General features: G+C 67.7%; 21 protein-coding genes. 12 read left to right on the forward strand and 9 right to left on the reverse strand.

What is annotated here, in order from left to right:
• Positions 1 to 48 precede the first annotated feature (48 nt).
• Together AC1DXX_RS11360 and AC1DXX_RS11365 are read left to right on the forward strand one after the other, a co-directional pair.
• Positions 49 to 471: a VOC family protein gene (locus AC1DXX_RS11360; RefSeq protein ID WP_478134287.1), complete on the forward strand. Its 423-nt coding sequence runs from the start codon at positions 49 to 51 to the stop codon at positions 469 to 471.
• A gap of 155 nt (positions 472 to 626) precedes the next feature.
• Positions 627 to 1685: a pirin family protein gene (locus AC1DXX_RS11365; protein ID WP_478134288.1), complete on the forward strand. Its 1059-nt coding sequence runs from the start codon at positions 627 to 629 to the stop codon at positions 1683 to 1685.
• A 22-nt stretch (positions 1686 to 1707) separates the two neighbouring features.
• On the opposite strand, the gene AC1DXX_RS11370 is transcribed toward AC1DXX_RS11365, so the two are convergent.
• The 3 genes from AC1DXX_RS11370 to AC1DXX_RS11380 form a co-directional block, all read right to left on the reverse strand.
• Complete coding sequence (locus AC1DXX_RS11370; protein WP_478134289.1) at positions 1708 to 1998, reverse strand: YciI family protein; 291 nt, start codon at positions 1996 to 1998, stop codon at positions 1708 to 1710.
• 120 nt (positions 1999 to 2118) lie between these two features.
• Positions 2119 to 3126, reverse strand: coding sequence for a Bug family tripartite tricarboxylate transporter substrate binding protein (locus tag AC1DXX_RS11375; protein ID WP_478134290.1), 1008 nt, complete (start codon positions 3124 to 3126; stop codon positions 2119 to 2121).
• Positions 3123 to 4250, reverse strand: a complete 1128-nt coding sequence (locus tag AC1DXX_RS11380) for a tartrate dehydrogenase (RefSeq protein ID WP_478134291.1) — start codon at positions 4248 to 4250, stop codon at positions 3123 to 3125. Before AC1DXX_RS11380 ends, AC1DXX_RS11375 begins: the two co-directional genes overlap by 4 nt.
• Before the next feature lie 112 nt (positions 4251 to 4362).
• Between AC1DXX_RS11380 and AC1DXX_RS11385 the strand changes: the two genes are divergently transcribed.
• The 6 genes from AC1DXX_RS11385 to AC1DXX_RS11410 all read left to right on the forward strand — a co-directional run bounded on the left by AC1DXX_RS11385 (position 4363) and on the right by AC1DXX_RS11410 (position 8503).
• Positions 4363 to 5292, forward strand: coding sequence for a LysR substrate-binding domain-containing protein (locus AC1DXX_RS11385; protein WP_478134292.1), 930 nt, complete (start codon positions 4363 to 4365; stop codon positions 5290 to 5292).
• Between the two features lie 106 nt (positions 5293 to 5398).
• Positions 5399 to 6466, forward strand: a complete 1068-nt coding sequence (locus AC1DXX_RS11390; RefSeq protein WP_478134293.1) for a M4 family metallopeptidase — start codon at positions 5399 to 5401, stop codon at positions 6464 to 6466.
• Positions 6463 to 6798 (forward strand): protealysin inhibitor emfourin, encoded by a 336-nt coding sequence (locus AC1DXX_RS11395; protein WP_478134294.1) that lies wholly within the window; start codon positions 6463 to 6465, stop codon positions 6796 to 6798. The genes AC1DXX_RS11390 and AC1DXX_RS11395 overlap by 4 nt, the downstream gene beginning before the upstream one ends.
• Before the next feature lie 102 nt (positions 6799 to 6900).
• Positions 6901 to 7209 (forward strand): putative quinol monooxygenase, encoded by a 309-nt coding sequence (locus AC1DXX_RS11400; protein WP_478134295.1) that lies wholly within the window; start codon positions 6901 to 6903, stop codon positions 7207 to 7209.
• Between the two features lie 88 nt (positions 7210 to 7297).
• Positions 7298 to 7894 carry a hypothetical protein gene (locus tag AC1DXX_RS11405; protein ID WP_478134296.1) on the forward strand — a complete coding sequence of 199 codons (597 nt, stop codon included), beginning with the start codon at positions 7298 to 7300 and terminating at the stop codon, positions 7892 to 7894.
• Between the two features lie 18 nt (positions 7895 to 7912).
• Entirely contained in the window at positions 7913 to 8503 is a 591-nt protein-coding gene (locus AC1DXX_RS11410; protein WP_478134297.1) for a hypothetical protein, read from the forward strand.
• Positions 8504 to 8569: 66 nt separating this feature from the next.
• On the opposite strand, the gene gap is transcribed toward AC1DXX_RS11410, so the two are convergent.
• Together gap and AC1DXX_RS11420 are read right to left on the reverse strand one after the other, a co-directional pair.
• Complete coding sequence (gene gap, locus AC1DXX_RS11415; protein WP_478134298.1) at positions 8570 to 9571, reverse strand: type I glyceraldehyde-3-phosphate dehydrogenase; 1002 nt, start codon at positions 9569 to 9571, stop codon at positions 8570 to 8572.
• Between the two features lie 63 nt (positions 9572 to 9634).
• A complete protein-coding gene (locus AC1DXX_RS11420; protein ID WP_478134299.1) occupies positions 9635 to 11746 on the reverse strand; it encodes a transketolase family protein in 2112 nt (703 codons plus the stop codon).
• Positions 11747 to 11891: 145 nt separating this feature from the next.
• Between AC1DXX_RS11420 and speD the strand changes: the two genes are divergently transcribed.
• Genes speD through AC1DXX_RS11435 form a run of 3 tightly spaced genes read left to right on the forward strand, consistent with a single transcriptional unit; the run spans position 11892 to position 14397 of the window.
• Positions 11892 to 12272, forward strand: a complete 381-nt coding sequence (gene speD / locus AC1DXX_RS11425) for an adenosylmethionine decarboxylase (RefSeq protein WP_478134300.1) — start codon at positions 11892 to 11894, stop codon at positions 12270 to 12272.
• A gap of 23 nt (positions 12273 to 12295) precedes the next feature.
• Positions 12296 to 13006: a nucleotidyltransferase family protein gene (locus AC1DXX_RS11430; RefSeq protein ID WP_478134308.1), complete on the forward strand. Its 711-nt coding sequence runs from the start codon at positions 12296 to 12298 to the stop codon at positions 13004 to 13006.
• Positions 13003 to 14397, forward strand: a complete 1395-nt coding sequence (locus AC1DXX_RS11435; RefSeq protein ID WP_478134301.1) for an aminopeptidase P N-terminal domain-containing protein — start codon at positions 13003 to 13005, stop codon at positions 14395 to 14397. The genes AC1DXX_RS11430 and AC1DXX_RS11435 overlap by 4 nt, the downstream gene beginning before the upstream one ends.
• Here the strand turns inward: AC1DXX_RS11435 and AC1DXX_RS11440 are convergent.
• A complete protein-coding gene (locus AC1DXX_RS11440; protein ID WP_478134302.1) occupies positions 14318 to 15283 on the reverse strand; it encodes a LysR substrate-binding domain-containing protein in 966 nt (321 codons plus the stop codon). The genes AC1DXX_RS11435 and AC1DXX_RS11440 overlap by 80 nt on opposite strands.
• Before the next feature lie 155 nt (positions 15284 to 15438).
• Here AC1DXX_RS11440 and AC1DXX_RS11445 point away from each other — a divergent pair, with 155 nt between their 5' ends.
• Positions 15439 to 15846: a tautomerase family protein gene (locus AC1DXX_RS11445; RefSeq protein ID WP_478134303.1), complete on the forward strand. Its 408-nt coding sequence runs from the start codon at positions 15439 to 15441 to the stop codon at positions 15844 to 15846.
• Between the two features lie 58 nt (positions 15847 to 15904).
• Here AC1DXX_RS11445 and AC1DXX_RS11450 read toward each other — a convergent pair whose 3' ends face one another.
• The 3 genes from AC1DXX_RS11450 to AC1DXX_RS11460 form a co-directional block, all read right to left on the reverse strand.
• Positions 15905 to 17257: an esterase-like activity of phytase family protein gene (locus AC1DXX_RS11450; RefSeq protein WP_478134304.1), complete on the reverse strand. Its 1353-nt coding sequence runs from the start codon at positions 17255 to 17257 to the stop codon at positions 15905 to 15907.
• A 101-nt stretch (positions 17258 to 17358) separates the two neighbouring features.
• The gene (gene pbpC / locus AC1DXX_RS11455; protein ID WP_478134305.1) at positions 17359 to 19644 is read right to left on the reverse strand and encodes a penicillin-binding protein 1C; all 2286 of its coding nucleotides are present in this window, start codon (positions 19642 to 19644) and stop codon (positions 17359 to 17361) included.
• A gap of 140 nt (positions 19645 to 19784) precedes the next feature.
• Positions 19785 to 25799, reverse strand: coding sequence for an alpha-2-macroglobulin family protein (locus AC1DXX_RS11460; protein WP_478134306.1), 6015 nt, complete (start codon positions 25797 to 25799; stop codon positions 19785 to 19787).
• Between the last annotated feature and the right edge of the window lie 297 nt (positions 25800 to 26096).

Genomic DNA, 26096 nt, shown 5'->3' on the forward strand with positions numbered 1-26096 from the left:
GACATCGGCAAACACCCCATCCACCCTTCATCGAAACAGGAAGACACCATGGCCAACAAGCAAATCTTCGTGAACCTCGCCGTCAAGAACCTCGACAAGACCAAGGCTTTCTTTGCCGCGCTCGGCTACACCTTCAACGAGAAGTTCACCGACGCCAACGCCGCCTGCATGGTCATCCAGGAAGACAGCATTTACGCGATGCTGCTGGTCGAGGATTTCTTCAAGACTTTCACGAGCAAGAGCCTCACCGACACCAGCAAGAGCACCGAGGTGCTGGTGTGCCTGTCGTGCGAGAGCCGCGCCGAGGTCGACGCGATGGTCGCCAAGGCGGTGGCCGCCGGCGGCACGACGCCGCGCGAGCCGCAGGACTACGGCTTCATGTACGGCCACGGCTTCCAGGACATCGACGGCCACCTGTGGGAGCTGATGTACATGGACCCGAACGCCGAAGTGCCCCATCAGAACCAGTAACGCCGCAACGCCGAAGAACAAGAACGATGCCTATCGTTCCATACGCGCTCTTCACTGTTGCACGGAAGGCCCCTACCGGAAGGCGGCGGCGCCCCGATATTCCCCCCACTGGCACGGCATCATCGGCCGAGCCCCCCATGGAAAGGAATAGCTACATGTCCGACAACAACAAGAGCCCCATCGTCCAGGTCAAGCCTCTCGGCTTCCCGTGGCAGACGATCGACCCGTTCCTGTTCTGCGTCTACCACGACGACGCCTATCCCAAGGCCAACGGCCAGATGGGCCCCGAGGCCTCGCTGGCCGGCCGCCAGATCGGCCAGGACTTCAGCCGCAAGGACGGCTGGAGCATGTACCACGGCGACACGGTGCCGGGCTTTCCCTCGCACCCGCACCGCGGCTTCGAGACGGTGACCATCGTGCGCAAGGGCCTGGTCGACCATTCCGATTCGCTGGGCGCCACCGCGCGCTTCGGCGGCGGCGACGTGCAGTGGCTCACGGCCGGCAAGGGCATCGTGCATTCGGAGATGTTCCCGCTGCTCGACGCGGGCGCGCCCAATCCGCTCGAGCTGTTCCAGATCTGGCTCAACCTGCCGGCGAAGAACAAGATGGCCGAGCCGCACTTCACGATGTTCTGGTCGGACGCGATTCCGCGCTTCGCCTCGGACGACGCGAAGGGTGGCCGCACCGAGGTCGCGGTGATCGCGGGCCGGCTCGGCGATGCCGCCAACGGGCAGGACCCGATCCAGCCGCTCGCCCCGCCGCCCGATTCATGGGCCGCGCAGGCCGATGCCGACGTGGCGATCTGGACGATCAAGATGACGCCCGGCGCGCAATGGACGCTGCCGGCCGCCACGGGCGAGGGTACGCGGCGCATGCTGTACTTCTTCAAGGGCGCGGTGGCGCACATCGCCGGCGAGCGCGTGGACGGCCCGGCCGCTGTCGAGCTGCGCGCAGATGCCGCCGTCGAGCTGGTCAACGGCAACGACGAAACGGGCGAATTCCTCGTGCTTCAGGGCCGGCCGATTGCCGAACCGGTGGCGCAGTACGGCCCTTTCGTGATGAACACGCAGGCCGAGATCAGCCAGACCATGGCCGACTACCGCCGCACGCAGTTCGGCGGCTGGCCCTGGGACGATTCGGCGCCGGTGCATGACGCCAAGGCCGCGCGCTTTGCGCGGCACCCGGGCGGGCGCGAGGAAGTGCCGGGGGCTTGAGCGAAAGAAAGACGTTCTGGATTCAGAACGTCTTCAATACCTCGATGCTCGGAGCGGTCATGCTGGGGACGAACTCGGTCACGTCCATCCGCGCCACGCCGCCCTGCACGAACGGGTCGCGCGCCAGCACCATCTCCAGCGCCTCGCGGTCGCCCGAGCGCGCGAGGATCACGCCTCCCGTGCGCGGCACCTGCCGGCCCGAGGCCACGAACAGGCCGCTTTCATAGTGCTTCTTGAGCCAGACCATGTGCGGATCCATCAGCGCGTCGACTTCTTCGAGCGGGCGAATGTAGGTGAGGGTGACGATGAACATGGGCGGGATGGCGGATGAATGCGAAGGCCCCGATCCTATGGCCTCCGCGCGACCCCGGCATCACCAGTGTGTGTCATACCCGTAACGTGCCACCGGCACGCCAGGGCCTGTCAACAGGCCCTAGTCGATCGTCACGCCGCCTTCCTTCACCAACTTCGCGAATTTGGCGGTTTCCTCGCGGATCTGCCGCGCCATGTCTTCCTGCGTGCCGCCCAGCGGCTCGGCGCCGATGGCCTGCATGCGCTGCGCAAAGTCGGGCGAGCGGATGACTTTCACCATCTCGGCGTTGAGCCGCGCCACGACGTCCTTCGGTGTCGCGGCCGGCGCGAGGACGCCGAACCAGGTGCCGATGTCGAAGCCCTTGAGGCCCGCCTCCTCCAGCGTGGGCACGTCGGGCAGCACCGACGAGCGGCGCGCGGTGGTCACCGCCAGCGCGCGCAGCTTGCCGCTCTTGATGTGCTGCAGCACCGGCGTGATGGTGTCGAAGGACATCGCCACCTGGCCGCCGAGCAGGTCGGTGGTGAGCGGGCCGCTGCCCTTGTAGGGAACGTGCAGCAGGCTGGTGCCGGTGCTGGCCTGGAACTGCGTGCCGATCAGGTGTTGCGCGGTGCCGTTGCCGTTGGAGCCGTAGGCCAGCTTGTCCGGCGCGGCCTTGGCGAGCGCGACCAGCTCGGCCACGTTCTTCGCGGGCGTGTTCGCCGCGTTGATCACCAGCACGTTGGGCACCATGGCCACGACGGTGACGGGCGCCAGGTCTTTCTGGAAGTCGTAGGGCAGCTTCTTGTAGACGCTGGTGGCGATGGTGTGGTGCACCGCGCCCATCAGCAGCGTGTAGCCGTCGGGCTTGGCCTTGGCCACGTAGTCGGCGCCGAGCGTGGCGCCCGCGCCGGGCTTGCTCTCGACGATCACGGGCTGGCCGAGGGATTGGGAGAGCTTGTCGGCCAGCGCGCGGGCCAGCACGTCGGTGGTGCCGCCGGCCGGGAAGGGAACGACCAGGCTGATCGGCCGCGTGGGCCAGGCCGGCTGCGCGGAGGCCAGCGCTGCAACGCCGAGGCCAAGCGCCATCGCGCCGGCCTGCAGCAGGACACGCCGGTGGCGTGGGCTCCGGGTGAAAGAAGAAGCTGTCATGGTTTTGTCTCCGGCTCGTTGTGTTCGTGTCCGCGCGCATCGAGGCGCTGCCGCGCGCCGGCGATGTGCTCGCACACCGCGCGCGTCACCTGCTCGGTGGTGGCGCTGCCGCCGAGGTCGCGGGTGTGCAGCGACGGATTGGCGGTGACGTGCTCCACCGCCTCCATCACGCGGCGCGCCGCTTCCGCTTCGCCCAGGTGCTCGAGCAGCATCACGACCGACCAGAAGGTGCCGACCGGGTTGGCCAAGCCCTTGCCCATGATGTCGAAGGCCGAGCCGTGGATCGGCTCGAACATCGAGGGATAGCGGCGCTCGGGGTCGATGTTGCCGGTGGGCGCGATGCCCAGGCTGCCGGCCAGCGCGGCCGCCAGGTCGCTCAGGATGTCGGCATGCAGGTTGGTCGCGACGATGGTGTCGAGCGACGCGGGCCGGTTGACCATGCGCGCGGTGGCGGCGTCGACCAGCTCCTTGTCCCAGGTCACGTCGGGAAACTCCTTCGAGATCTGCAGCGCGATCTCGTCCCACATCACCATCGCATGGCGCTGCGCGTTGCTCTTGGTGACCACGGTAAGCAGCTTGCGCGGCCGCGAACGGGCCAGCCTGAAAGCGAAGCGCATGATGCGTTCGACGCCGGCGCGGGTCATCATGCTCACATCGGTGGCGGCCTCGATCGGATGGCCCTGGTGCACGCGGCCGCCGACGCCGGCGTATTCGCCTTCGGAGTTCTCGCGCACGATCACCCAGTCGAGCTGGCCGGGGGCGCAGCGCTTGAGCGGGCCGTCGATGCCCGGCAGGATGCGCGTGGGCCGCACGTTGGCGTACTGGTCGAAACCCTGGCAGATCTTCAGGCGCAGGCCCCACAGCGTGATGTGGTCGGGAATGTGCGGATCGCCCGCCGAGCCGAAGAGGATGGCGTCCTTGCCGCGCAGTGCGTCGAGGCCGTCGGCCGGCATCATCTCGCCGTGTGCGCGGTACCAGTCGCCGCCCCAGCCGAAGTCCTCGAAGCTGAAGTGCAATGCGCCGCCGGAGGCCGCGGCCAGCGCCTCCATCACTTCGCGCCCGGCCGGGATCACTTCCTTGCCGATGCCGTCGCCGGGAATGGTGGCAATGCTGTAGCTGCTCATCGATGTCTTCCTTGGGTGCTTCTGGGAGTTGCCACTGTAGGATTCGATGCACCGAACGATTCACGCCCCGAGTGAATCCATCCTTAACTTCAATTCAACAATCGGATCGCCCGTGGTTTCTCCGATCCAGCCCGCCGAACTCGGCTTCTTCTCGACCCTCGCGGCCTGCGGCAGCCTGAGCGCCGCGGCGCGCGAGCTCGGCATCAGCACGCCGGCGGTGAGCAAGCGGCTCGCGCAGATGGAGGCGCGCATCGGCGTCACGCTGGTGAACCGCACCACGCGGCGCATGAGCCTCACGCCCGAAGGCGAGCTCTACGTGGCGCACGCGCGCCGCATCCTCGGCGAGATCGACGACATGGCGCAATTGCTGGGCGACGCGAAGGCCGAGCCCCGGGGCCTGCTGCGCGTGAATGCCACGCTGGGTTTCGGGCGCAGCCACGTGGCGCCGCTGATCTCGAAGTTCGCGCGCAAGCACCCGCAGGTGGAGGTGCAGCTGCAGCTCTCGGTCAACCCGCCACCGCTGACGGACGATGCCTTCGATGTCTGCATCCGCTTCGGCGCGCCGCCCGAGGCCCGCGTGATCGCACGGCGCCTCGCGTCGAACCGGCGGCTCCTGTGCGCCTCACCCGCCTACCTGGCACGTGCTGGGCAGCCCAAGGTGCCCAACGACCTGACGCGCCACCGCTGCATCGGCATCCGCCAGGGCGACGAGGCCTATGGCGTGTGGCGCCTGAGTTCGGGCCGCGGCGCCGCGCAACACACCGAGGCGGTGAAGACGCGCGGCGCGCTCAGCACCAACGACGGCGAGATTGCGGTCAATTGGGCGCTCGACGGCCACGGCATCCTGATGCGCGCCGAATGGGACATCGCGCGCTACCTGCGCAGCGGCCGGCTGGTGCAGGTGCTGGCCAACTACCGCACACCCGATGCCGACATCTACGCGGTGTACCCACAACGTCATCAGTTGTCGGCACGCGTGAGAGCTTTCGTTGACTTCATGGCGGCCGCGCTGGGCAAGGACGACGCACCGCCCGGGGCTTGAATCCGACAGCATGCGGTGACATCTGGAGAGAGACTGCCGTGCCCCGGGCCGGCAGGTTTCTGCTACTGTCTTTCGCATCGCCGAACCGCTCACCGGAGAACCGTCCATGCCGCTTCGCCCGCCACCGATCCTGCCACCCAGCTTCGTACCGCCGTACCTGCTGGACCGGCTCGCGGAGCGGGCCGACGCGTCCGTTCGCGCGCGTGCGGCCAACACGCTGATGATCGACCGCGAGCACCGCGGCCTGCGCGAGTTCCTGGCGCCGCGGGTTTCATCGGGCGCTGCGCCGCGCTACGCGAAGCGCGACGCGCCCGTACGTGCCATCCACGACGCGGGCCACACCACGCAGCTGCCCGGCAAGCTGGTCCGCTCGGAAGGGCAGGCCGCCACCAAGGACGTGGCGGCCGACGAGGCCTACGAATACCTCGGCGCGACCTGGCGCCTGTACCACGACATCTACGAGCGCGACTCCATCGACGGCGCAGGCATGCCGCTCAAGGGCAGCGTGCACTACGGCGAGGACTACGACAACGCCTTCTGGAACGGCACGCAGATGGTGTTCGGCGATGGCGACGGCGAGGTGTTCAACCGCTTCACCATCGCCGCAGACATCATCGGCCACGAGCTCACGCACGGCGTGATCGACCACGAGGCCGGGCTGCTCTACCAGGGGCAGCCGGGAGCGCTCAACGAGTCGGTCTGCGATGTGTTCGGCGCACTCGTGAAGCAGCACCTGCTCAAGCAGACGGCGCAGCAGGCCGACTGGCTGGTGGGTGCGGGGCTCTTCATGGACACGGTGAAGGCGCGCGCCCTGCGCTCGATGGCCGAGCCCGGCACCGCCTACGACGACCCCGTGCTCGGCAAGGACCCGCAGCCCGCGCACATGAAGGACATCGTCGTCACACGCCAGGACAACGGCGGGGTGCACATCAACTCGGGCATTCCGAACCGTGCCTTCTACCTGGCTGCAACCGCCATCGAAGGCCCGGCATGGGAAACCGCCGGCCGCATCTGGTACGACGCGCTGCGCGACAGGCGGCTGCGGCAGGACGCGGATTTCGCCGCCTTCGCCCAGCTGACCGTGGACGTGGCCGCGAAGCGCTTCGGCGCCGACAGCACGGCGCACGGGGCGGTCGCCAATGCATGGAACACCGTGGGAGTCAGCGCATCATGATCCAGCTTCCGCCCCTGAACGAAACCTCCGTCGTGCGCGTGACGCGCGAAGGCGGCATTGCCTACGTGCCGGGCCTTGCGCGCCCGCGCAGTTTTCAGCTGGGCGACTGCACCGCGGAATTGCGCCAGCAGATCGACGACGCGCTGCGGAGCGCCGCGCCGCACGCCGAGGAAAGCGGTGCAGCCTCACCGGGCGGCGACCAGCGGGTCTACCGCGTCGAAGTGGTGGTGCAGAGCGCGGCCGCCGGCAGTTCGGTCAGCTTCGACGTGCCCGAGACCGAGGCGCCCGAGGCGCTGGTGCATCTCTGGAAGGATGCCGGCAAGCGCCGCTGACGATCGGTCACTGGGTCCGGGGTCGCACGCGAGACCAGCGCCGAAGTGCCGGATCTCTTAGATTCGACGCTCGCAACCCACAACCACAACGGAGCCTCTTCCATGATTCACGTCGTCGCCGTCATCACCGCCAAGCCGGGCCAGCGCGCCAGACTCCTCGAAGCCTTCGCCGCCAACCGCGCGGCCGTGCTGGCCGAAGAGGGCTGCATCGAATACGGCGCCATGGTCGATGCGCAGGGCGTCCCGACCTCCAAGGCCAGCTTCGGCCCCGACACCTTCGTCGTGATCGAGAAGTGGGAAACGCTGGCCCACCTGCAGGCGCACGCCGTGGCGCCGCACATGAAAGCCCATGGAGAGAAGACCAAGGAGCTGGTCGAGAGCAAGCTGATCCATGTGCTCGAACCGGTCTGAGGTTCTTCCCTGACGAGCTTCGCGCGCGACGCGAGGCATGCTACCGTCGCGCCGGGGAGCAGGCATCTCGGACGAGGGGACTCAAGGCATGGCGATCTTTTTCAGACCGCATGGTTTCCGTTTGCGCGCGTTCACCGTCAGGCTCTGTGCAGGGGCTGCAGTTCTGCTGGCCGCCGGCTGCGCGCAGCTCGGGGCGCCGCCTTACGCCGCCGACTATGAGGCGCTCGACCGGCTCGAGGCGAACCGCCCCGGCAAGGTGGCGGTCGCCAAGGTGCAGCCAACCGACCCGAACGACAAGATCAACACCCTGAGCCTGCGCCGCGCGAGGCTGGTGTCGCCCAGCGGCACCTTCGCCCAGTACCTCGAAGACGCGCTGATGCGCGACCTGGGCGAGATCTCGGTCTATGACCCGAAGGCGCCGACCCGCATCACGGCGCGGATCCTCGTCAATGAACTCGATCTTGGCGTGATCAACGGCAGCGGCCGCATGGACGTGGAAGTCGTCGTCACCCGCGAGGCGGCGCAGAAGCTGCGCAAGACCTACCGCGGCGAGATCGCCTTCGATTCGAGCTACGCGAACATCGTGGCCGTGCCCGCCGGGCAGGCCGCCTACCCGAGGCTGGTGCGCGCGCTGCTGCGGCAGGTGTATGCCGACCCGCAGTTCGTCGCGGCCATTGCGCCGTAGAACCACCGGAAAAGCACCATGCCGTTTCCTTCCATCGCCCGCCTGGCCGCCACCGCCGCACTGGCGGTCCTGCTCGCCGGCTGCTCTCATCCGATCACGATGATCACCGAGACCGCGCCGCCGCGGTCGCTGGCGCATCTCGTTCCGAAGAAGGTGGCCTACGTGATGACCGATGCGCAGCGGGACCAGCAGGTGACGACCGCCGGCGGCAGTGGCGACCGCGTGAGCTACTACCCGTACCGCGACCTGGAGAAGTCGATCCGCGATGCGCTGCGCGCGGTGTATCGCGACGTGGTCGTCCTGCGCACCGCCGGCGATGCGAAAGCCAACGAGGCGGCGGGCGTCTTGCTGGTGTTCACGCCGCAGATCAAGACCGATTCGAGCTCGTCCTCGTGGATCACCTGGCCGCCCACCTCGTTCACCGCCGAGGTGGCCTGCGTGGTGAGCGACACCGCGGGCACCGAGGTCACGCGCGTACGCGCGGTCGGCAATGGCACGGCGGAATTCGGCCAGTTCAACGGCGACTACGGGCTGGCCGCCCGGCGGGCGGCGACGCAGTTGACTTCGCAGCTCAGCAGCGAGATTCGCAGGAACGAGAAGCTGCGCTGAGCCGGTGATCGACGAACCCATGAAAAAACGCGCCCTCGGGCGCGTTTGCGTTCAGGCGCCGAAGTCTTACTTCGAGACGACCTTCACCATCTCCAGGCACTTGTTCGAATAGCCCCATTCGTTGTCGTACCAGCTCACGAGCTTCACGAAGGTGCTGTCGAGGGCGATGCCGGCTTCGGCGTCGAAGATCGAGGTGCGCGGGTCGCCGCGGAAGTCGGTGGCCACGACCTTGTCTTCGGTGTAGCCCAGCACGCCCTTGAGCGCGCCTTCGCTCTGCGCCTTCATTTCAGCGCAGATTTCCTTGTACGTGGCTTCCTTCACCAGCTCGACCGTCAGGTCGACCACCGACACGTCGGAGGTCGGCACGCGGAAGCTCATGCCGGTGAGCTTCTTGTTGAGCTCGGGGATCACCACGCCCACGGCCTTGGCAGCGCCGGTGCTCGAGGGAATGATGTTTTCCAGGATGCCGCGGCCGCCGCGCCAATCCTTGTTGCTCGGGCCGTCCACGGTCTTCTGCGTGGCGGTGGCAGCGTGCACGGTGGTCATCAGGCCGCGCTTGATGCCCCACTTGTCGTTCAGCACCTTGGCAAGCGGCGCCAGGCAGTTGGTGGTGCAGCTGGCGTTGCTGATGATGGCTTCGCCGGCGTACTTCTTGTCGTTCACGCCGTAGACGAACATGGGGGTGTCGTCCTTCGAGGGGGCCGAGAGAATCACCTTCTTGGCGCCCGCGTCGATGTGCTTCTGCGCCGTTTCCTTCGTGAGGAACAGGCCGGTCGATTCGAGCACGACGTCGGCGCCGACTTCGTCCCACTTCAGTTGCGACGGGTCGCGCTCCTGCGTGAGGCGGATCTTCTTGCCGTTGACGATCAGCGTGTTGCCTTCGACCGTGACTTCGCCCTTGAAGCGACCATGCACCGAGTCGTACTGGAGCATGTAGGCGAGGTATTCGGGCTCGAGCAAGTCGTTGATGGCAACGATCTCGACGTCGTTCTTGAAGTTCTGCACCGCTGCGCGCAGCACGTTGCGACCGATGCGGCCGAAGCCGTTGATACCGAGTTTGATAGCCATCTGACTTGCTCCTAAGGTTGAAAAACTTTTTGATCGAACAGAAAGGAAAACGCCTTGCCGGACTCAGTCGCGCAGGGCGGCTTCGACCGTGGCGGCAACGTTCTCTGCCGTGAACCCGAAATGCTTGAACAGTTGCGGTGCCGGCGCCGACTCGCCGTAGGTGTCGATGCCGACGACGGCCGCGCAGCCGTATTTCCACCAGCCGCCGGTGCAGCCCATTTCGACGGCGATGCGCGGCAGCTTCTTCGGCAGCACGCTCTTCTTGTAGGCGACATCCTGGCGGTCGAAGGTGGTGGTCGAGGGCATCGACACCACGCGCACGGCGATTTTCTTCTCGGCCAGCAGCTTCTGCGCGGCCAGCGCGAGTTGCACTTCGGAACCGGTGGCAATGATGACCGCGGCGGTCTTCTTGCTCTTGAGGCCGACCGTTTCGGGCTCCGACAGCACGTACGCACCGCGGCTGATGTCGCCGAGCTCGCCCTTGGGCGCATAGGCGATGTTCTGGCGGCTCAGCAGCAGCGCGGTCGGGCGCGCCTGGTTCTGCAGCGCCACGGCCCAGGCCACGGCGGTTTCGGCGGTGTCGCCCGGACGCCAGACGTCGAGGTTCGGAATCAGGCGCAACGATGCGGCGTGCTCGATCGACTGGTGCGTCGGGCCGTCTTCGCCGAGGCCGATGGAGTCGTGCGTGAACACATGCACCACGCGGCGCTTCATGAGCGCGGCCATGCGGATGGCGTTGCGGCTGTAGTCGCTGAAGGTCAGGAAAGTGCCGCCGTAGGGAATGAAGCCGCCATGCAGCGCAACGCCGTTCATGATGCCCGCCATGCCGAACTCGCGCACGCCGTAGTTGATGTGGCGGCCGACCACGCCGTGGGGCGGTTCGGCGTTGTCGGCCGTGCTCTCGGGCGCGGCTTCGTCTTCGGCACCCTGGTTCGGCTGCTGGACCGGCACATCCATGACCACGGCGCCGGTCTTCGCATCGAAGCGCAGGGCGGCCGTGCTCTTGGTGTTGGTGAGGTTGGAGCCGGTGAGGTCGGCGCTGCCGCCGAGCATTTCGGGTAGCGCGGCCGTGAAGGCCTCCAGCGCGAGCTGGCTGGCCTTGCGGCTGGCCACGGTTTCGCCCTTGGTGTGGGCGGCCACCACGGTGTCGAACGCCACCTGGTGGAAGTTCTTGGGCAGCTCGCCTCGCATGCGGCGGGTGAACTCGGCGGCGAGTTCGGGGAAGGCCTTCGCGTAGGCGGCGAACTTGTCGTTCCAGGCGGCTTCGGTCTTGGCGCCTTCGGCCTTGTGGTCCCAGTCGGCGTAGGCTTCCTGCGGCACTTCGAAGGCCGCGTACGGCCAGTTCAGCGCGGTGCGGGTGAGGGCGATTTCCTCGGCGCCCAGCGGCTCGCCGTGGGCCTTGGCGGTGTTGGCGCGGTTCGGGCTGCCCTTGCCGATCTGCGTCTTGCAGATGATGAGGGTGGGCTTCGAATCTTCCTTCTTCGCCTTGGCGATGGCCTTGGACACGTCCTTGGCGTCGTTGCCGTCGATCGGGCCGATCACGTTCCAGCCGTAGGCCTTGAAGCGTTCTTCGGTGTTGTCGATGAACCAGGGCTTGACCTGGCCGTCGATGCTGATGCCGTTGTCGTCGTACAGCGCGATCAGCTTGTTCAGGTGCCAGGCGCCGGCCAGCRCACAGGCTTCATGGCTGATGCCTTCCATCATGCAACCGTCGCCCAGGAAGGTGTAGGTGTGGTGGTCGACGATGGCGTGGTGCTTGCGGTTGAACTCGGCTGCGAGCAGCTTCTCGGCCAGCGCGAAGCCCACCGCGTTGGTGATGCCCTGGCCCAGCGGGCCGGTGGTGGTTTCCACGCCGGGGGTCACGTCGACCTCGGGGTGGCCCGCGGTCTTGCTGTGCAGTTGGCGGAAGTTCTTGAGTTCGCCGAGGGGCAGGTCGTAGCCCGTGAGGTGCAGCACCGAGTACAGCAGCATCGAGGCGTGGCCGTTCGACAGCACGAAGCGGTCGCGGTCGAACCAGTGCGGGTTGGCGGGGTTGTAGCGCAGGTGGTCGCCCCAGAGCGCGACGGCCATGTCGGCCATGCCCATCGGTGCGCCCGGATGTCCGGAATTTGCTTGTTGGACGGCATCCATAGCCAGGGCGCGGATTGCGTTGGCCATCAGGGCGTGGTTTGCCATGTGCGTTGGACTTTCGGAGGGAAAAGGGAGGGTTGGGGTCGGGAGAACCCGCGATTTTACCGGGCGAGCCCCAACCCGCCCCGATACAGGCCGAACACCCGGCCGATGTTCTTGTGCGGCGGGCTGGCTGCTAGAGTTGCCACCCATGCAAGGGCTGCACCTCACCGCCGATCTCCACGACTGCCAATGCGGCTTCCAATGGCTCACCGACGGCGAGGCTTTGGGGGCGGTCTGCCTCAAGGCGGTRTCGGCCGCCGGACTGCAGGCGGTGGGCAAGCTGGTCCATGCTTTTCCGGCCACGCCGCAGGGGCCGGGCGGCGTGACGGCCACCGTGCTGCTGGCCGAATCGCACCTCTGCATCCACACCTGGCCCGAGCAGCGCGGCGTGACGCTCGACGTGTACGTCTGCAATTTCGGCGGCGACCATTCGGCCAAGGCGCATGCGCTGATGGAATGCCTGGTGGCGCTGTTCCGGCCCATCCACAGCGAACGCAACGAGCTGCAGCGCGGCCGTATCGCGGCGTGAGCACGACGATCCCCGTGCGCGCGATGATCCTGGCCGCGGGCCGTGGCGAGCGCATGCGGCCGTTGACCGACGCCACGCCGAAGCCACTGCTCGAAGTGCGCGGCAAGCCGCTGATGCAGTGGCCGATGGAGGCGCTGGCCGACGGCGGATTCACCGATCTGGTCGTCAATACGGACTGGCTGGGCGCGCAGATTTCGGCCCGATTCGGCGCGAGCCCCTTGCTGGATGGGCACAGCGCGCTATCAATTTCATACTCCGACGAGGGCCGCGACTTCGGTGGCGCGCTCGAAACGGCGGGCGGCATCGTGCGCGCGCTGCCCCTGCTGGGCGAGGCTTTCTGGGTGGCGGCCGGCGACGTGTTCGCGCCGGACTTCCGCTTCACGCAGGCTTCGGTGGACCGCTTCCTGGCCAGCGGCAAGCTGGCCCACCTGTGGCTGGTGCCGAACCCGGCGCACAACCCGAAGGGCGACTTCGGCCTGTCCGCCGAGGGACTCGCGCTGAACCAGGCCGCCGAGAAGCACACTTTCTCGACCATCGGCCTCTACCGCGCCGCCCTTTTTGCGCCGCCGTATTGCGACATCCCGGGCGGCAACCCGGCCGGCCGCAAAGCCCCGCTGGCGCCGATCCTGCGCGCCGCGATGGACAATGAACTCGTGACCGCCGAGCTCTACACCGGCCCCTGGACCGATGTGGGAACCCCCGAACGGCTCGCCCAACTGAACACGCCAAGATGACTTCAGACACCACCACGATCTACGCCGAGCGCCGCGCCCGCCTCGCCTCGCAACTGGGCAAGGACGGCATCGCGATCATCCCGACCGCGCCCGAGCGCCCGCGCAACCGCGACACCGACTTCCTGTACCGCCACGACAGCTACTTCTACTACCTGACCGGCTTCACCGAGCCCAACGCCTGGCTGGTGCTGGCCGGCGACGGCCGCGCCACGCTGTTCTGCGCGCCCAAGGACCTGGAGCGCGAGATCTGGGACGGCTTTCGCCTCGGCCCCGACGCGGCGCCCGCGGCGCTCGGCGTCGACGAGGCCTTCTCGGTCAACGACCTCGACGCCAGGCTGCCGAAGCTGCTCGAGAACCGGTCGACCGTGTGGTTTCCGTTCGCCATCCACAAGGGCCTCGAGACCCGCATCGACGGCTGGCTGCAGTCGGTGCGCGCCCGCGTGCGCTACGGCGCGCTGTGCCCCGAGGAGCAGCGCGACCTGTGCGGCCCGCTCGACGAGATGCGCCTCTTCAAGGACACGCACGAGCAGGACATCATGCGCCGCGCCGCGCAGATCAGCGCGCGCGCCCATGTCCGCGCCATGCAGCTCTCGGCCCGCATGCTGCGCGAGGGCAAGGACGTGCGCGAATACCACCTCGACGCCGAGCTGCTGCACGAGTTCCGCTTCGGCGGCTCGCAGTACCCGGCCTACTACTCCATCGTCGCGGCCGGCGCCAACGCCTGCGTGCTGCACTACCGCGCCGACGCGGCACCATTGCGCCGCGGCGAGCTGGTGCTGATCGACGCGGGCTGCGAACTCGACGGCTACGCGAGCGACATCACGCGCACCTTTCCGGCCGACGGCAAGTTCAGCGGCCCGCAGCGCGCGCTGTACGACCTCGTGCAGGCCAGCCAGGACGCCGCGGCCGCGGCGACCAGGGCGGGCAGCCGCTTCACCGACCCGCACGATGCCGCGGTGAAGGTGCTGGCGCAGGGCATGCTCGACTTCGGCCTGCTCGACGCCAACAAGGTCGGCCGCGTCGACGACGTGATCGACTCGCGCGCCTACTTCCAGTTCTACATGCACCGCACCGGCCACTGGCTCGGCATGGACGTGCACGACTGCGGCAGCTACGTCGAGCCCACGCAGGTCGGCGAGGTGAGCGAGCGCAAGGATCCGCTGTCGAACGAGGTCATCAAGAACCGGCCGAGCCGCATCCTGCATCCCGGCATGGTGCTGACGCTGGAGCCCGGCATCTACGTGCGGCCTGCCGACGGCGTGCCCGAGCAGTTCCACAACATCGGCATCCGCATCGAGGACGATGCGATCGTCACCGCAACGGGTTGCGAGCTGATTTCGCGCGGCGTGCCGGTGAAGGCGGACGAGATCGAGGCGTTGATGCGGGCCTGACGGCCCGCTCGCCGAGCGGCCCGGGCTGCGGCATTGCCGTGGCCTGCGCCTGAAGCCAGTCGCAAAACAGCCGCGCCGCCTCGTCCCGGGTGCCGTTGCGCCTGGCGACATAGCGGTAGCCGCTGGCGCGAAAGCCCAAGGGCGCGGCCAGTCGCCCCGCCCGCACGTCGTCCATCACGAGATGCCAGGGCGCGATGCAGATGCCCAGGCCGCCGATCGCAGCCTCCAGCGTGAAGTAGTAGTGCTCGAACTCCGTGCCGGGCAGAACCCGCACCGCGCTGCCGACCGATGCGCTCCACATCGACCAGGCATTGCGCCGCGTGCGTGTCTGCAGGATCTCCTGGTTCTCGAGATCGGCCGGCTCGCCGAGCCGCAACCGGTCGGCCAGGCCGGGCGCCAGCACGGGGCCGAGCAGTTCGTCGAACAGGAACACATCGGCGGACGTCGCCTCCTCGTCTTCGTCCCCCACCACCGTGATCGCGACGTCGCTGCGTGACAGCGGCGTCGCCGCACTCTGGTCGGTGGCCTTGAGCCGCACGCCGATGTCCGGGTGGCTCGCATGAAAATCGTAGAGCCGCGGAATGAGCCAGCGCATCGTGAAGGTGCTGAGGCAGGAGACGTCCAATGTCGCGTGCTGCCGCTCCAGCATGGCATCCACGGCCTGTTCGATCTGCATGAAGGCCGCCGACAGGGTCGGCTGCAAGTGCTTGCCGGCAGCGGTCAGCGCAGGCCGGTTCTTCGGCCCTTCGAACAACACGACGCCGAGCGCATCCTCGAGTTGGCGCACCTGCCGGCTGATCGCGCCGGGCGTGACATGCAACTCGTCGGCGGCCAGGGTCATGCGGCCCAGACGGCCGGCCGCTTCGAAGGCGCGGAGCGCGTTCATGTGGCGAAGATGCTGTTTCATGGTGAAGTGACTTTATTGCACATAGCGCCAGCAAATTCGTCGGTTCGTTTTTTCCCTTGCGGCGCCTACAAACGGCGCATGAGCTGTCCGGAATCGTCCGGCGGCATGCATCGCTTTTGCTGGAGTCCGTCACCATGCCTTTCATTCGTACCGCCGTCCCCGAGGACACGCCTCCCGCCCAATGCCAGGCCATCGTGCGAGGCATCCACGACGCGCTGGTCGGCAGCATCGGGATGCCGGAGGACGAGCTGTTCAACCTGGTGAACCCGTACAGGGCCGATCATTTCTTTTTCGATCGCAGGTTCAATGGCGTGGCGCGTTCCGATCGCGTGATCGTGGTCGAGATCACCATGCGCCGAGGGCGCAGCGACGCGAYGAAGCGGGCACTCTATGGCCAGATCGCGCACAACCTGGAACACCAGGCCGGCATCGCACCCGCCGATGTCTTCATCTTCACGCACGAAAACGACTACTCGGACTGGTCGGTCGGCAACGGCCAGTTCGCGATGGCCCTGGTGCAGCAGCGCGGCACGGCGACCTGAAAACGACGGGCGCGCGCCCGGCCAGAGCGCCCGGGGCATTGCGCCCCGGTCCCGATGTTTACTTTGCCTGCAGCAACGCGCCGGCTTCGAGCAGCACCAGCTCGTTGTCGTCCGCCTTGTTCGGCTCGCGGCTGCTCGAGAAGGGCAGGTTGTTGTCGTTGCCCACCACGATGTGCGTGGCATCGACGACGTCGACGTTCTCGATGGTGAAGAACGGGAACTTGAGCACGCCGTCGTTCAGCGGCTTGCGTGCGAGCTTGTTCGGGTCGGCGATGTTCAGCAGGTCGATGTAGCCGATCTTGCGCACCGCACCGCCCACGTTGGCGTCGTTCAGCTCGACCTTGTAGACGCGCTTGAACTTCGCGATGTCGTGGAAGCAGTCGGTGCGCTTCTGGCCTTCGGGGCAGGCCTTGTCGCTCGTGCCCTCGCCGTTGTCGCGCTCGATGATCAAGCCGGTGGTGCCGTCGATCATGTTGAAGTCGCCGATCGCGTTGCCGTTGGCTTCGAGCACGTATTTCCAGTGGCGGCCGGTCCATTTTTCCGAGGCCACGTCGAACTCCAGCACGCGCAGCGCTTCCTTGCCTTCGACGCGCTCGTAGTCCTTGGCTTCGGCATTCCACACCGGGCCTTCGAGCAGCGCGTAGAGCTTGCTGCCGTCCTTCGACGAGGCCATGCCTTCGAAACCCTTGGAGCGCTTGATCTGGAAATCGACCGCACCGCCCGGTGCGCCCGGCGTGGTGACGGCCGGGTGGTCGGGCGAGCGCACGGCCTTGCCGTCGACCAGGGTGTCGAACACCGCGAGCACCTTGCCCTTCAAGTCGGCCTTGATCAGGAAAGGGCCGAACTCTTCGCCGATCCACAGCGCGCCGCCGGCGAACTGGAAGCTCTCGGGGTCGAAGTCCGAGCCGGTCAGGTAGCGCTGCTTCGTGCCTTCGTGAACGATGCGGAAGGGCACCTTCTTGTCGGGGTCGTGCAGGAAGATCGTGTCGAGACGGTTGAACTTGCCGTTCTTGAAGTCCACCTTGTAGTGGTTCAGGTAGAGCATGAAGTCGGGCGAATTGGCCTTGGCGCCGGCACCGTTGTCGGTGAGGATCCAGAACGAACCGTCTTCCATCTTCTTGATGCCCGAGTGGCCCTGCAGCGGCTGGCCCTTGAAGGGCACCGAGACGCCGGTGCCGCGGCCCGCCGAAAGGCCTTCGACCGTGCCGAGCGCCTCGACGCGCTTGCCCGAGGTGAACTTGCCGCTCACCTGCAGGTCGGCCGGCGCATCCTTGGGCGCGGCCACGAAGCTCTGCGCGGGCAGCACGGCGTGGCCGGCGAGCGTGGCGGGGAAGGCGGTCTGTGCGGATGCGCTGCCGCAGGCGAGCGCGGCGGCAAGAGCGATAGAGGAGAGGGAAGCGAGGCGCGTCATGAGCAAGAAAAAAGGGTTCAGTCGAAACGCGAGACCATGCCGATTTCGCGTGACGCGGCCATGACATGCACGATGCGGGTGCCGCCGGGGCGGTCTGCAAGCTACGGTGCGATGTCCACCGTCACTTCGCGCGACTCTGCGCGTCCTTGGTCGTCCACCGCGCGCAATACATAGCGCCGGCCCGAGTCCGCGAGATCGGGCATCCAGGTGATGCCTTCGCCGGGTGCCGCGCGGCCGATCAGCGCGTCATCGGCAAACCAGTAGATCGTCTGCGTGCCCGCCGCCGCTTCGGCGCGCAGCACCAGCGGCTCGGGCTTCTTCACCCGCAGCGTGTGCCGCACGCCGCGCAACGGCGAGGTGATGAGCGGCGCGCTCTCCGACGACGCATTGCCTTTCTCGCAGCCATCGGCCGGCAGGCTCGCGCGCGGCAGTCCGGCCTGGCGGAACAGCCGGCGCATGTCGCTGCCCCACTGCTCGACCACCTGCTGGCGTGCATGGGGCTGCGGGCCGCACACCACCTTGCCGGTCGTCTCGTCGACCCACACCGCGCGATGCAGGTTGCTGACCTGGATCGGCGATTTGCCGGCGATGAACCAGGTGTTGGTGCGCACCGGGCACAGCGTGTCGGGCAGGCCGCCCGTCGCGGCGCAGACCTCGACCTGGCGCAGGTCGGGCGGTTGCCGCACCGCGACTTCGCCCGGGTCGAGCCGCTCGGCGCGCAACGCGTCGACCATGCGCAGGAACAGCGGCGCGGCCGCATCGACACCCACCAACGCGGGGTTGCTCGTGCCATCGAAATTGCCGACCCACACCACGAGCACGTGGCGGCCGAACACGCCCGCAGTCCAGGCATCGCGGAAGCCCCAGGAGGTGCCCGTCTTCCACGCGACGGCGGGGCGCGCGGGCAGGGTGGTGTCGGGCCGCGGGGTGTGGCGCAGCATGTCGAGCGTGATGAACGAGGCCTCTTCGCTCAACAGGCGCAGCGGCTGGGTCGGCCGCTCGTCGGGCGCGGGCTGCGTGTAGCGCAGCGGCTGCGAGATGCCGCCGTTGGCCAGCGTTGCGTAGAGGCCCGCGAGCTCCTCGGGCGTGACCTCGCCTCCTCCCAGCACCAGCGCGAGGCCGTAGTGCGATTCGCTCTGCAGTTTCGACACGCCTGCAAGCCGCATGAAGTCGTAGAGCCCGGGCTTCGAGAGCTTCGCGGCGACGGCCACCGCCGGGATGTTGCGGCTGCGGATCAACGCCTCCTGCGCGGGCAGAGGGCCGGCGAAGCGGTGGTCGAAGTTCTCGGGCGTGTAGGGCCCGAAGGAAGTCGGCGCATCCTTCAGCATCGTCTTCGGATGCAGGAGGCCCTGGTCGAGCGCCAGCGCATAGATGAAGGGCTTGAGCGTGGAGCCCGGCGAACGCTTGGCCTGCGTGCCGTTGACCTGGCCCGCGATGGCGTCGTTGTGCCAGTCGGCCGAGCCGATCAGCGCACTCACCTGCATGGTCGAGGCATCGAGCAGCAGCGCGCTCGCGTTGGTCATGCCCACGTCGGCGTGCGTGCGCAGGTACTGGCCCATCACGCGTTCGAGCGTGGCCTGCATGCGCAGGTCGATGGTGGTGCGCACCTCCTGCACGCCGCGCTCCTGCGCAAGCAGCATGTCGGTGGCGTGCGGCGCAAGAAAAGGCAGGCTGCCGCGCGACTGCGCCGAGAGCGCGAGCTGCGCGTCGGGTGCGTGCTGCTTCGCGGTCGGGTCGCGCTCGGCCCACAGCGCCCACAACCGTTCGCGCGCCGACTGCAGCTCGGCATTGCGGCCGCGCTCGGCGATGCGCTTGACGGGGTTCTGCGGAATCACCGCGAGCGTCAGTGCTTCGGGCAGGCTGAGCTTGGCGGCGTCCTTGCGGAAGTAGATGAGGCTCGCGGCCTGCACGCCTTCGATGTTGCCGCCGTAAGGGGCGGTGTTGAGGTACGCCTCGAGGATCTCGCGCTTGCTGAAGCGCGCCTCCAGCCAGAGGGCCGCACCGATCTGCGCGACCTTGCCCATGGCCGTGCGGCTGTCGATGCCGTAGACACGCCGCGCGAGCTGCATCGTGAGCGTCGAGCCGCCCTGCCGGCGCTCACCGCTGGCGATGCGCCACGCGCTGCGCACCAGCGCGGCGGGGTTGACGCCGGGATGCGCATGGAAGCGCCGGTCTTCATAGAGCAGCACCGCGTCGACCAGTGTCGGCGAGATGCGGTCGAGCGGCACCCAGAGTCGGTACTGCTCGTCGCCTGCGAGCGTGAGCCGCAGGAGTTCGCCGCCCTGCGCATACACGGCGCGCGAACTGCCGACGGTTTCGCTCAGCGGCGCATGGGGCCAGAAGCGCAGCAGGGCGAGCAGCAAGGCAACAGCCGCGAAGGCGACCAAGGTCTTCCTCCCTCTCCCTCTGGGAGAGGGTTGGGGTGAGGGCAGCGGCAGTGGATCAAGCTGCGTGGTCATGGTGGCGCCGGAGCCCTCACCCTAGCCCTCTCCCAGAGGGAGAGGGGACAAGACGGGGCTCGTCGAGGTCAATTCGCCACCACCTGGAAGCGCGCACCGGCCGAGCGCGAGTACACGCGCCGGTCGTACATCGCCTCGCCGTACGCGGCCGGCACCACGAAGTCGCCCACGTTGGTGGCGCGCGCCTTGTAGGTCACTTCGAGCAGGTCCTTGCCGACGCCGCCGTAGAACACCACGCGGTCTTCGCGGATGTCGGCGTACTGCACCTTCCACGAGCCGCCGCCGCCCAGGCGCTTCTTCCAGATCGGCGCGTCGGCGTTGGCGTCCTCGTCGTCGCCCACGGCCTGCAGCACCGGCTCCAGCCCGCCGGGCAGCACGTCGACCAGCGCCACGTCGTTGAGCTGCGCGCGCTCCAGGCTGCGCACGCGCACCCGCACCGTGACCTCTTCGCCAAGCCTGGCCTTGGTGACCGGGTTGCCCTTGGCATCGAGCACTTCATGGAAGATCTCGAGGCCCTTGTTCACCGGCGTGGCAGGCACGTTGCGTTCGAAGCCCTGTTCGGCCCAGCTGTAGTAGAGGTTGAAGTCGCTGTCGTTCGACAGCTTCAGCTTGGCGGTGCCGGTCGGCACGGCGGCGCGCGTGATCGGGTTGACCGCGCCCAGCGCGAGCGCCGCGGCCTGGCCTTGCGCGTTGACGGTCTGCGCCGTGAGCTTGCCCTCGGCGTTCTGCGCCACCGCTTCGAAGTAGGCATCGACCGCAAGCAGCATCGAGGCCGACGACAGGCTGTTGTACCAGCCGTCGCGCACCATCGCGCCCATGCGCTCCCACACCGCGGGCTTGAGCGTCTTCAGGCGGCTCGGGAAGTGCCGCGCCACCAGGTGCAGCGTCATGCTGTCGTGCACCAGCGGGTCGTAGTAGGCGCCCCAGACATTGCGGCGCGTGTTCTTCTCGGTGCGCGCGAGCAGGTCGGACCACACCGGGCCGAGCAGCTCGTTGGCCACCTGTTCCTGCTTCACGAGCTGGTAGCTCGCGGCGAGGTACACGGCGCCGAGGTCGTCGCTCCAGCCCTGGGCCTGCCGTGTCTGCTGGGTGCGCCAGGCTTCGCGCAGGTTGGCCAATGCGGCCGGCGCGATGATGCCCTGGCGCGTCAGCAGGTAGGCCGCCTGCGTGCGCTGGCGCCAGCCGTCGAGCGAGGCGTCGCCGCTGCCGAGCCAGCCCTGCAGGTAGGTGTTGGCCTTCTGCAGCAGGTCTTGCGGCACGGGCAGCTTGTGGTCCTTGGCTTCGACCAGCAGGTGCACCGCGTAAAGCGTGGCGAAGGCATCGGTGCCGGCGCCGGGCCACAGCGAGAAGCCGCCGTCGGCCGTCTGCCGTGCACGCAGCTGCACGAGGTAGCGCTCGAAGGTCTTGCGCGCCTCGGGCATCGGGCCCTGCTCGGCAGTGCGGCCGCGCGCCATTTCCTTCACCAGCTCGGGCCTGCCCGACAGCAGCACGGCCGGGAAGGTCTGGCTCGTGATCTGCTCGGTGCAGCCGTGCGGATAGGCCTCGAGGTACTGCATGAGGCCGGTCGCAAAGGCCCACGGCGCGGCCGACACCGCCACATCGCTCTTGCGGAAGTTGGGGTACAGGTCGGCCTGGCTCGACAACTCGCCCGCGCGCTGGAAGCTGCCGGCCTGCACCAGCGTGACGAACGGCGATGCGGGCCGCACRCTCACTTCGGTCGACAGGCGTGCGCTGAAGGTCTTGTGTGCCGAGGTGAACACCAGCGCCGACGAACCCAGCACCGCCTGTTCGCCCGGCTTGGCGCGCACGTTGAACTTCGTGCTCGCTTCGCCGCGCTCGTTGACCTTGAGCGTCTGCGTGGCATCGCCCACCACTTCGAGCCCGCCCGAGGCGGTCAGCGTGAGCGCGATGGGCGCTTCCTTGCCCGAGCCCACGATGTTGTTCGCGAGGCCCACGCCCACTTCGACCGTGTCGCCGGGCGCCATGGCCAGCGGTGCGTTCGGCAGGATCACCATGTCGCCGCGCACCACGGTGCGGGTGCTCTTGGCGGCGGTGGTTTCGTCGTTCACCGCGACGGCCATCACGCGCAGGCTGCCGTTGAAGCTCTCGGGCACGGTGTAGCTGAACTCGCGGCTGCCGTTCACGTCGACCAGCCCCGACCAGTAGGCCACCGGCTTGTCGCGCTTGCGCTTGAACGGGTTCAGGTGCTTGCCGAGTTCGCCTTCGCCGTCACCGCCGGGTGCTGCCCCCTGCATGAGCTTCTTGAACTCGGGCAGGATCAGGTCGAGCGTCTGCAAGGTGCCGACCTCGAGTGCACGCTTCTGGAAGAAGTGCTTGAGCGGATCGGGCGTCTTGTAGCGCGCCACCTGCAGGATGCCTTCGTCCACCGCGAACAGCACGGCGCGCGTAGGCTTGTCGCTGGTGAGCTTCATCTTCACGGTCTGGCCGGGCTTGACGAGTTCGCTGCTGGTGAGCTGCAGGTTGGCGGTGCGCTTGGTCAGCGCGGTGGCGAAGGGCACGACGCCGTACGACAGCGGGCTCATGTAGACCTCGTCCGAGGCCGGATCGCGCACGAAGTGCACGTTGATGTAGCCGGTGCCTTCGAAGTCCTTGGGCAACACGATCTTCTGCACCGACGCGGTCTTGTCGGTCTTGAACCAGGCATGGGCGTAGACCTTGTCGCGCTCGATGGTGATCAGGCCGGCGCCCACGTACGGCGCGCGGATGCTGACCTCGATCTCCTGGCCCGGCTCGTAGTCCTTGCGGTCGAGCGTGAGCTGCAACTCGGCGTTGCGGTCGAGCGAGCGCGAGACGTTCGCGTTGCCCGCCACGCTGTACTCCACGCGGTTGAGCTCCAGCCCGCCGGCGTTGCGCACCACGTAGGCGAAATTGCCGGGCGCGGCGGTGTTGAGCGCCACGGTGTTGCCGGCCGCGACGATGGCCATCGGCTTCTCGTCGAGCACGACTTCCTTCTTGCGCGACTCGTAGCGGTAGAGGCCGTTGTCCTGCTTGACCAGCACCGACAGCACCTTGCGCTCGACGCGCTCGATCTTCAGGTCGGCCACGGCGGTCTTCTTCGCCTGCGGGTCGATCGCGATCACGGTGGCGTTGCGCGCGGCGCCCTTGCTCACGTAGCTGGTGTCGCCATCGACCTTGACGCCCACGAGGTAGGGCATGTCGCTCACCAGCGTCTGGGCCTCGGCCGAGACACTGCGCCCGCCCTCGGGTTCGAAGGCCTTGGCGAGCACGTGCACCTGGTAGGTGGCGGCATCGAAGCGCGAGAGGCGCAGGTCGAACTCGGCCTTGCCGTCGGTGCTGGTCTGCACGCTGCCCAGGTCGTCGACCTGCTTCTCGGTGGCGCGCTGCGGATCGAAGAAGGCGTAGTCGGCGAACGCGCGGAACACCGGGAAGGCCGGGCTCAGCGTGAGCGTGCCTTCGACCTTGCGATCGGGCGCGGGTGTGCCGAAGAGGTTCTGCACATCGATCAGCGCCTTCAGGTCCTTGGGCTTGACCCAGCCTTCGGCGGCTTCGCTGCTGAGCTTGGCGACGACCTTGGTGCGGTCGGGCAGGAACTCCTGCACCTTCACGGTGGTGCTGCCGATCAGCAGGCCTTCCACCTCGGGGTTGCCAGGCGACGATTCACGCGGCAGGTAGAGGTTGACGGTGTAGTTGCCGGTGGGCGAGGTGTCTTGCGTGGCGTGGGCGATTTCCGCCGCGCCGCYGGGGCCGAGCTTGAGCTTTTCGCGTCGCACGCTGAGGCCGCGCGCGTCGATGATCTCGGCTTCGAGCGGCAGGTCGCGCAGCGACGTGCCCCAGTTGCCGGCCTTGACCATCATCGCGATGTGCATGGTGTCGCCCGGGCGGTAGATGCCGCGGTCGCTGAACACGTAGGCCGTCATCTGGTTCGGCACGCCGGCCGCGCGCAGGCCGCCGACGTCGAAGCGCGAGATGTCGAGCGTGCGGTCGGTGCGGTTGAAGGGCAGGAAGCTCAGGTCGCCGTCCTTGCGCACCACCAGCACCACGGGCGCCTTCTCGCGCTGGTAGCCGGCGAGGTTGGGCAGCTTGGCGGCGCCGGTGGCGTCGGTGGCTTGCGACGCGACGATCATGCCGTTGCGGCCCCACACCTCGACCAGCGCACCGGCCACGGGCTGGCCGTTGGCGATGCTCTGCACGAACACGTCGCGCGTGCCGTCGAGCGACTTCTTGGCGACGATGCCCAGGTCGGTGACGAGCACGAGGCGCTGGTCCTTCTGGTCTTCGGGGTTGCCGCTTTCGGGGTCGCCTTCGCCCTCGGACGACTGTTCTTCTTGCGCCTCTTCCGGCTGAGCCTGTGCGGCATCGCCCTCGGGCTTCTTCTTCGCCTTGGGGTCGTAGCCCTGCACCTTGAGCAGGAACACGCCGCGGCGGTCGGCCACGTCGCTGCGCAGGTATTGGGCGAAGTCGACGGTTTCGTAGTGGGCCTTGCCGGCGGGAATGCTGAGCGGAATCTCCTTCTGGAAGCGGTCGACGAGGCTGTCCGACTGCAGGCTGCCGAAGAACTGCGGGTGCGCGAAGTCGCCGTTGCTCTGCGTGACCAGGTGCTGCAATTGCTGCGGCAGCAGGCGGCCGATTTCGAGGCGGATGCCCGGCAGGTCGCGCACCAAAATCGGCAGCTTGCGCTCGCCCGACAGCGCGAGCAGCGAGCCCTGGCTCATGATGGTGAGCTCGGGCGCGAAGGTCTTGAGCAGCTGCACGTCCTGCCGCGCAGCGCCGAGCTGGTAGCCGCCGGGCGTTTTGAGGCCCTTGGCCACGCGCACCAGCAGGTAGCGGCCGCCTTCGGCCTGGGGCATGCGGAAACTGACCATCTCGGTCACTTCACGCTCGCTCGCGATGGGCTGCAGGTTGAGCTTTTTCGCGCGGCGCAGCACGGCGTCGGTGACCTTCGAGGGCTCGGCGGACCAGTCGAACTTCTCGTCCGGATCGCCCTTGGCTTCCTCCGTGGCAGGCAGCAGCCAGGCCTGCACCACGCGCGCCATTTCGCGCTCGTGCACCGGCATCGAGGCGGTGACGTGCATCACATGCTCGGGCTCGCCGTTCTCGCCGGTGACGATGGTGGGGTCGACGCTCGAGATGTCGAGGCTGAAGAGGCCGGGGATGTCGACGGCGCGCGACACGTCGTTGCGCAGGCCCGGGCCGCCCTTCTGCGCGACCGTGCCGGCCGTGAGGCTGAGCACCACGGGGCGCGTCTTCTCGGGAATGGGCAGCGGCTCGGACTGGAGGGTGGCGGTAAGACGCAGCTTGTCGTAGCTCACCGTGAACTTCTCGCTCGCGCACTTGCCCACGCTGAAGAACGAGGTGCTGCAGGCCTGGTCGTAGGTCAGCACCAGCCGCTTCTCGAACTCGGCCGTGTTCACGGGGTGCGAGAAGCGCACCTGGAAGAGGGCGCGGCGCACGTTGGCCTGCACCGGGTCTTGATAGAACTCCGCGCCTGCGATCTTCGCGGTGAATTCGGGCGAGGTGAACTCGTACTTGCGCTGCTCGATCTCGATGTGCGGCGCGAGCGCGTCCTTCGAGAGCTGCACCTTGTAGGGCTGGCCCACCGGCCAATCCTGCGCGGGCAGGAACTCCAGCTTCTTCTGGCTGCTCCACGTCCAGCGCCCGGCAATGGCGGGCTCGATGGCGATGCCGGTCGCCTCCTGGCCGATGCGCGCGATTGGCGCAACCGAGGCCGAGAAGTTGATGACGAGCGGGTTCGGCCCCCTGTCGTTCTCGATCTGCGTGCGCGACGGCGGCACGATCTGCGCGGTGGCGACGATGGGCTCGACGCGGTCGGGCGTGAGGCCATGCCACCATTTCAGGACGTGCGGGCTGGCCATCCATCCGGCCAGCACCAGCAGTGCGAGCAGCACCAGCCAGGCCAGCCGTTGCTGCAGCCACTGCAGCCCGAAGAGGAGAAAGGCGCCCGCGATGCGCAGCCAGCCCGGGGGTCGCCAGGAACCGATGAGTCCGCGCGCAAGCGGACGCAGGAAACCGAGCACGCGGCCCAGTCCGGTGAAGAGCACGTCGCTGAGCGACGCGAGTTTTCGATTGGCAACTTGAAGCATGGAAGCTCCCCCGATGTTTTTGTTGGCGCCTGGCAGTCTGCAGGCGATCTGTGAAGAGACGGCGCTGTGTGTGAAGTTTGCGTGAAAACTGCACGGGCCCGCGCTGGGGCTATCTCAGTGATCCATGGCGTGTTGTGCTGGAGGTTGCTTGTGTTCTGGATGCATTGGTTCGGGGCGCTGTTGTTCGGGGCGCGTGCACAGGCCACCGGGTGCTCCCCTCCGCGAATGTCCCCCGCTTCGCTCCTCCTTTATTTCGCTGCGGGGAGCACCCGGTGCCCTGTGCACGAGGGCACGCTG

The organism is Variovorax sp. P4_B10, from assembly GCF_056402375.1.

Bases quoted from the DNA above. Each gene is read 5' to 3' on its own strand.
- AC1DXX_RS11375 (WP_478134290.1), bottom strand. From the start codon at position 3,126: ATGACAGCTTCTTCTTTCACCCGGAGCCCACGCCACCGGCGTGTCCTG.
- AC1DXX_RS11400 (WP_478134295.1), top strand. From the start codon at position 6,901: ATGATTCACGTCGTCGCCGTCATCACCGCCAAGCCGGGCCAGCGCGCC.
- AC1DXX_RS11405 (WP_478134296.1), top strand. From the start codon at position 7,298: ATGGCGATCTTTTTCAGACCGCATGGTTTCCGTTTGCGCGCGTTCACC.
- AC1DXX_RS11430 (WP_478134308.1), top strand. From the start codon at position 12,296: ATGATCCTGGCCGCGGGCCGTGGCGAGCGCATGCGGCCGTTGACCGAC.
- AC1DXX_RS11360 (WP_478134287.1), top strand. From the start codon at position 49: ATGGCCAACAAGCAAATCTTCGTGAACCTCGCCGTCAAGAACCTCGAC.
- AC1DXX_RS11395 (WP_478134294.1), top strand. From the start codon at position 6,463: ATGATCCAGCTTCCGCCCCTGAACGAAACCTCCGTCGTGCGCGTGACG.
- gap (WP_478134298.1), bottom strand. From the start codon at position 9,571: ATGGCTATCAAACTCGGTATCAACGGCTTCGGCCGCATCGGTCGCAAC.
- AC1DXX_RS11435 (WP_478134301.1), top strand. From the start codon at position 13,003: ATGACTTCAGACACCACCACGATCTACGCCGAGCGCCGCGCCCGCCTC.
- AC1DXX_RS11370 (WP_478134289.1), bottom strand. From the start codon at position 1,998: ATGTTCATCGTCACCCTCACCTACATTCGCCCGCTCGAAGAAGTCGAC.
- AC1DXX_RS11365 (WP_478134288.1), top strand. From the start codon at position 627: ATGTCCGACAACAACAAGAGCCCCATCGTCCAGGTCAAGCCTCTCGGC.
- AC1DXX_RS11450 (WP_478134304.1), bottom strand. From the start codon at position 17,257: ATGACGCGCCTCGCTTCCCTCTCCTCTATCGCTCTTGCCGCCGCGCTC.
- AC1DXX_RS11380 (WP_478134291.1), bottom strand. From the start codon at position 4,250: ATGAGCAGCTACAGCATTGCCACCATTCCCGGCGACGGCATCGGCAAG.
- AC1DXX_RS11440 (WP_478134302.1), bottom strand. From the start codon at position 15,283: ATGAACGCGCTCCGCGCCTTCGAAGCGGCCGGCCGTCTGGGCCGCATG.
- AC1DXX_RS11410 (WP_478134297.1), top strand. From the start codon at position 7,913: ATGCCGTTTCCTTCCATCGCCCGCCTGGCCGCCACCGCCGCACTGGCG.
- AC1DXX_RS11390 (WP_478134293.1), top strand. From the start codon at position 5,399: ATGCCGCTTCGCCCGCCACCGATCCTGCCACCCAGCTTCGTACCGCCG.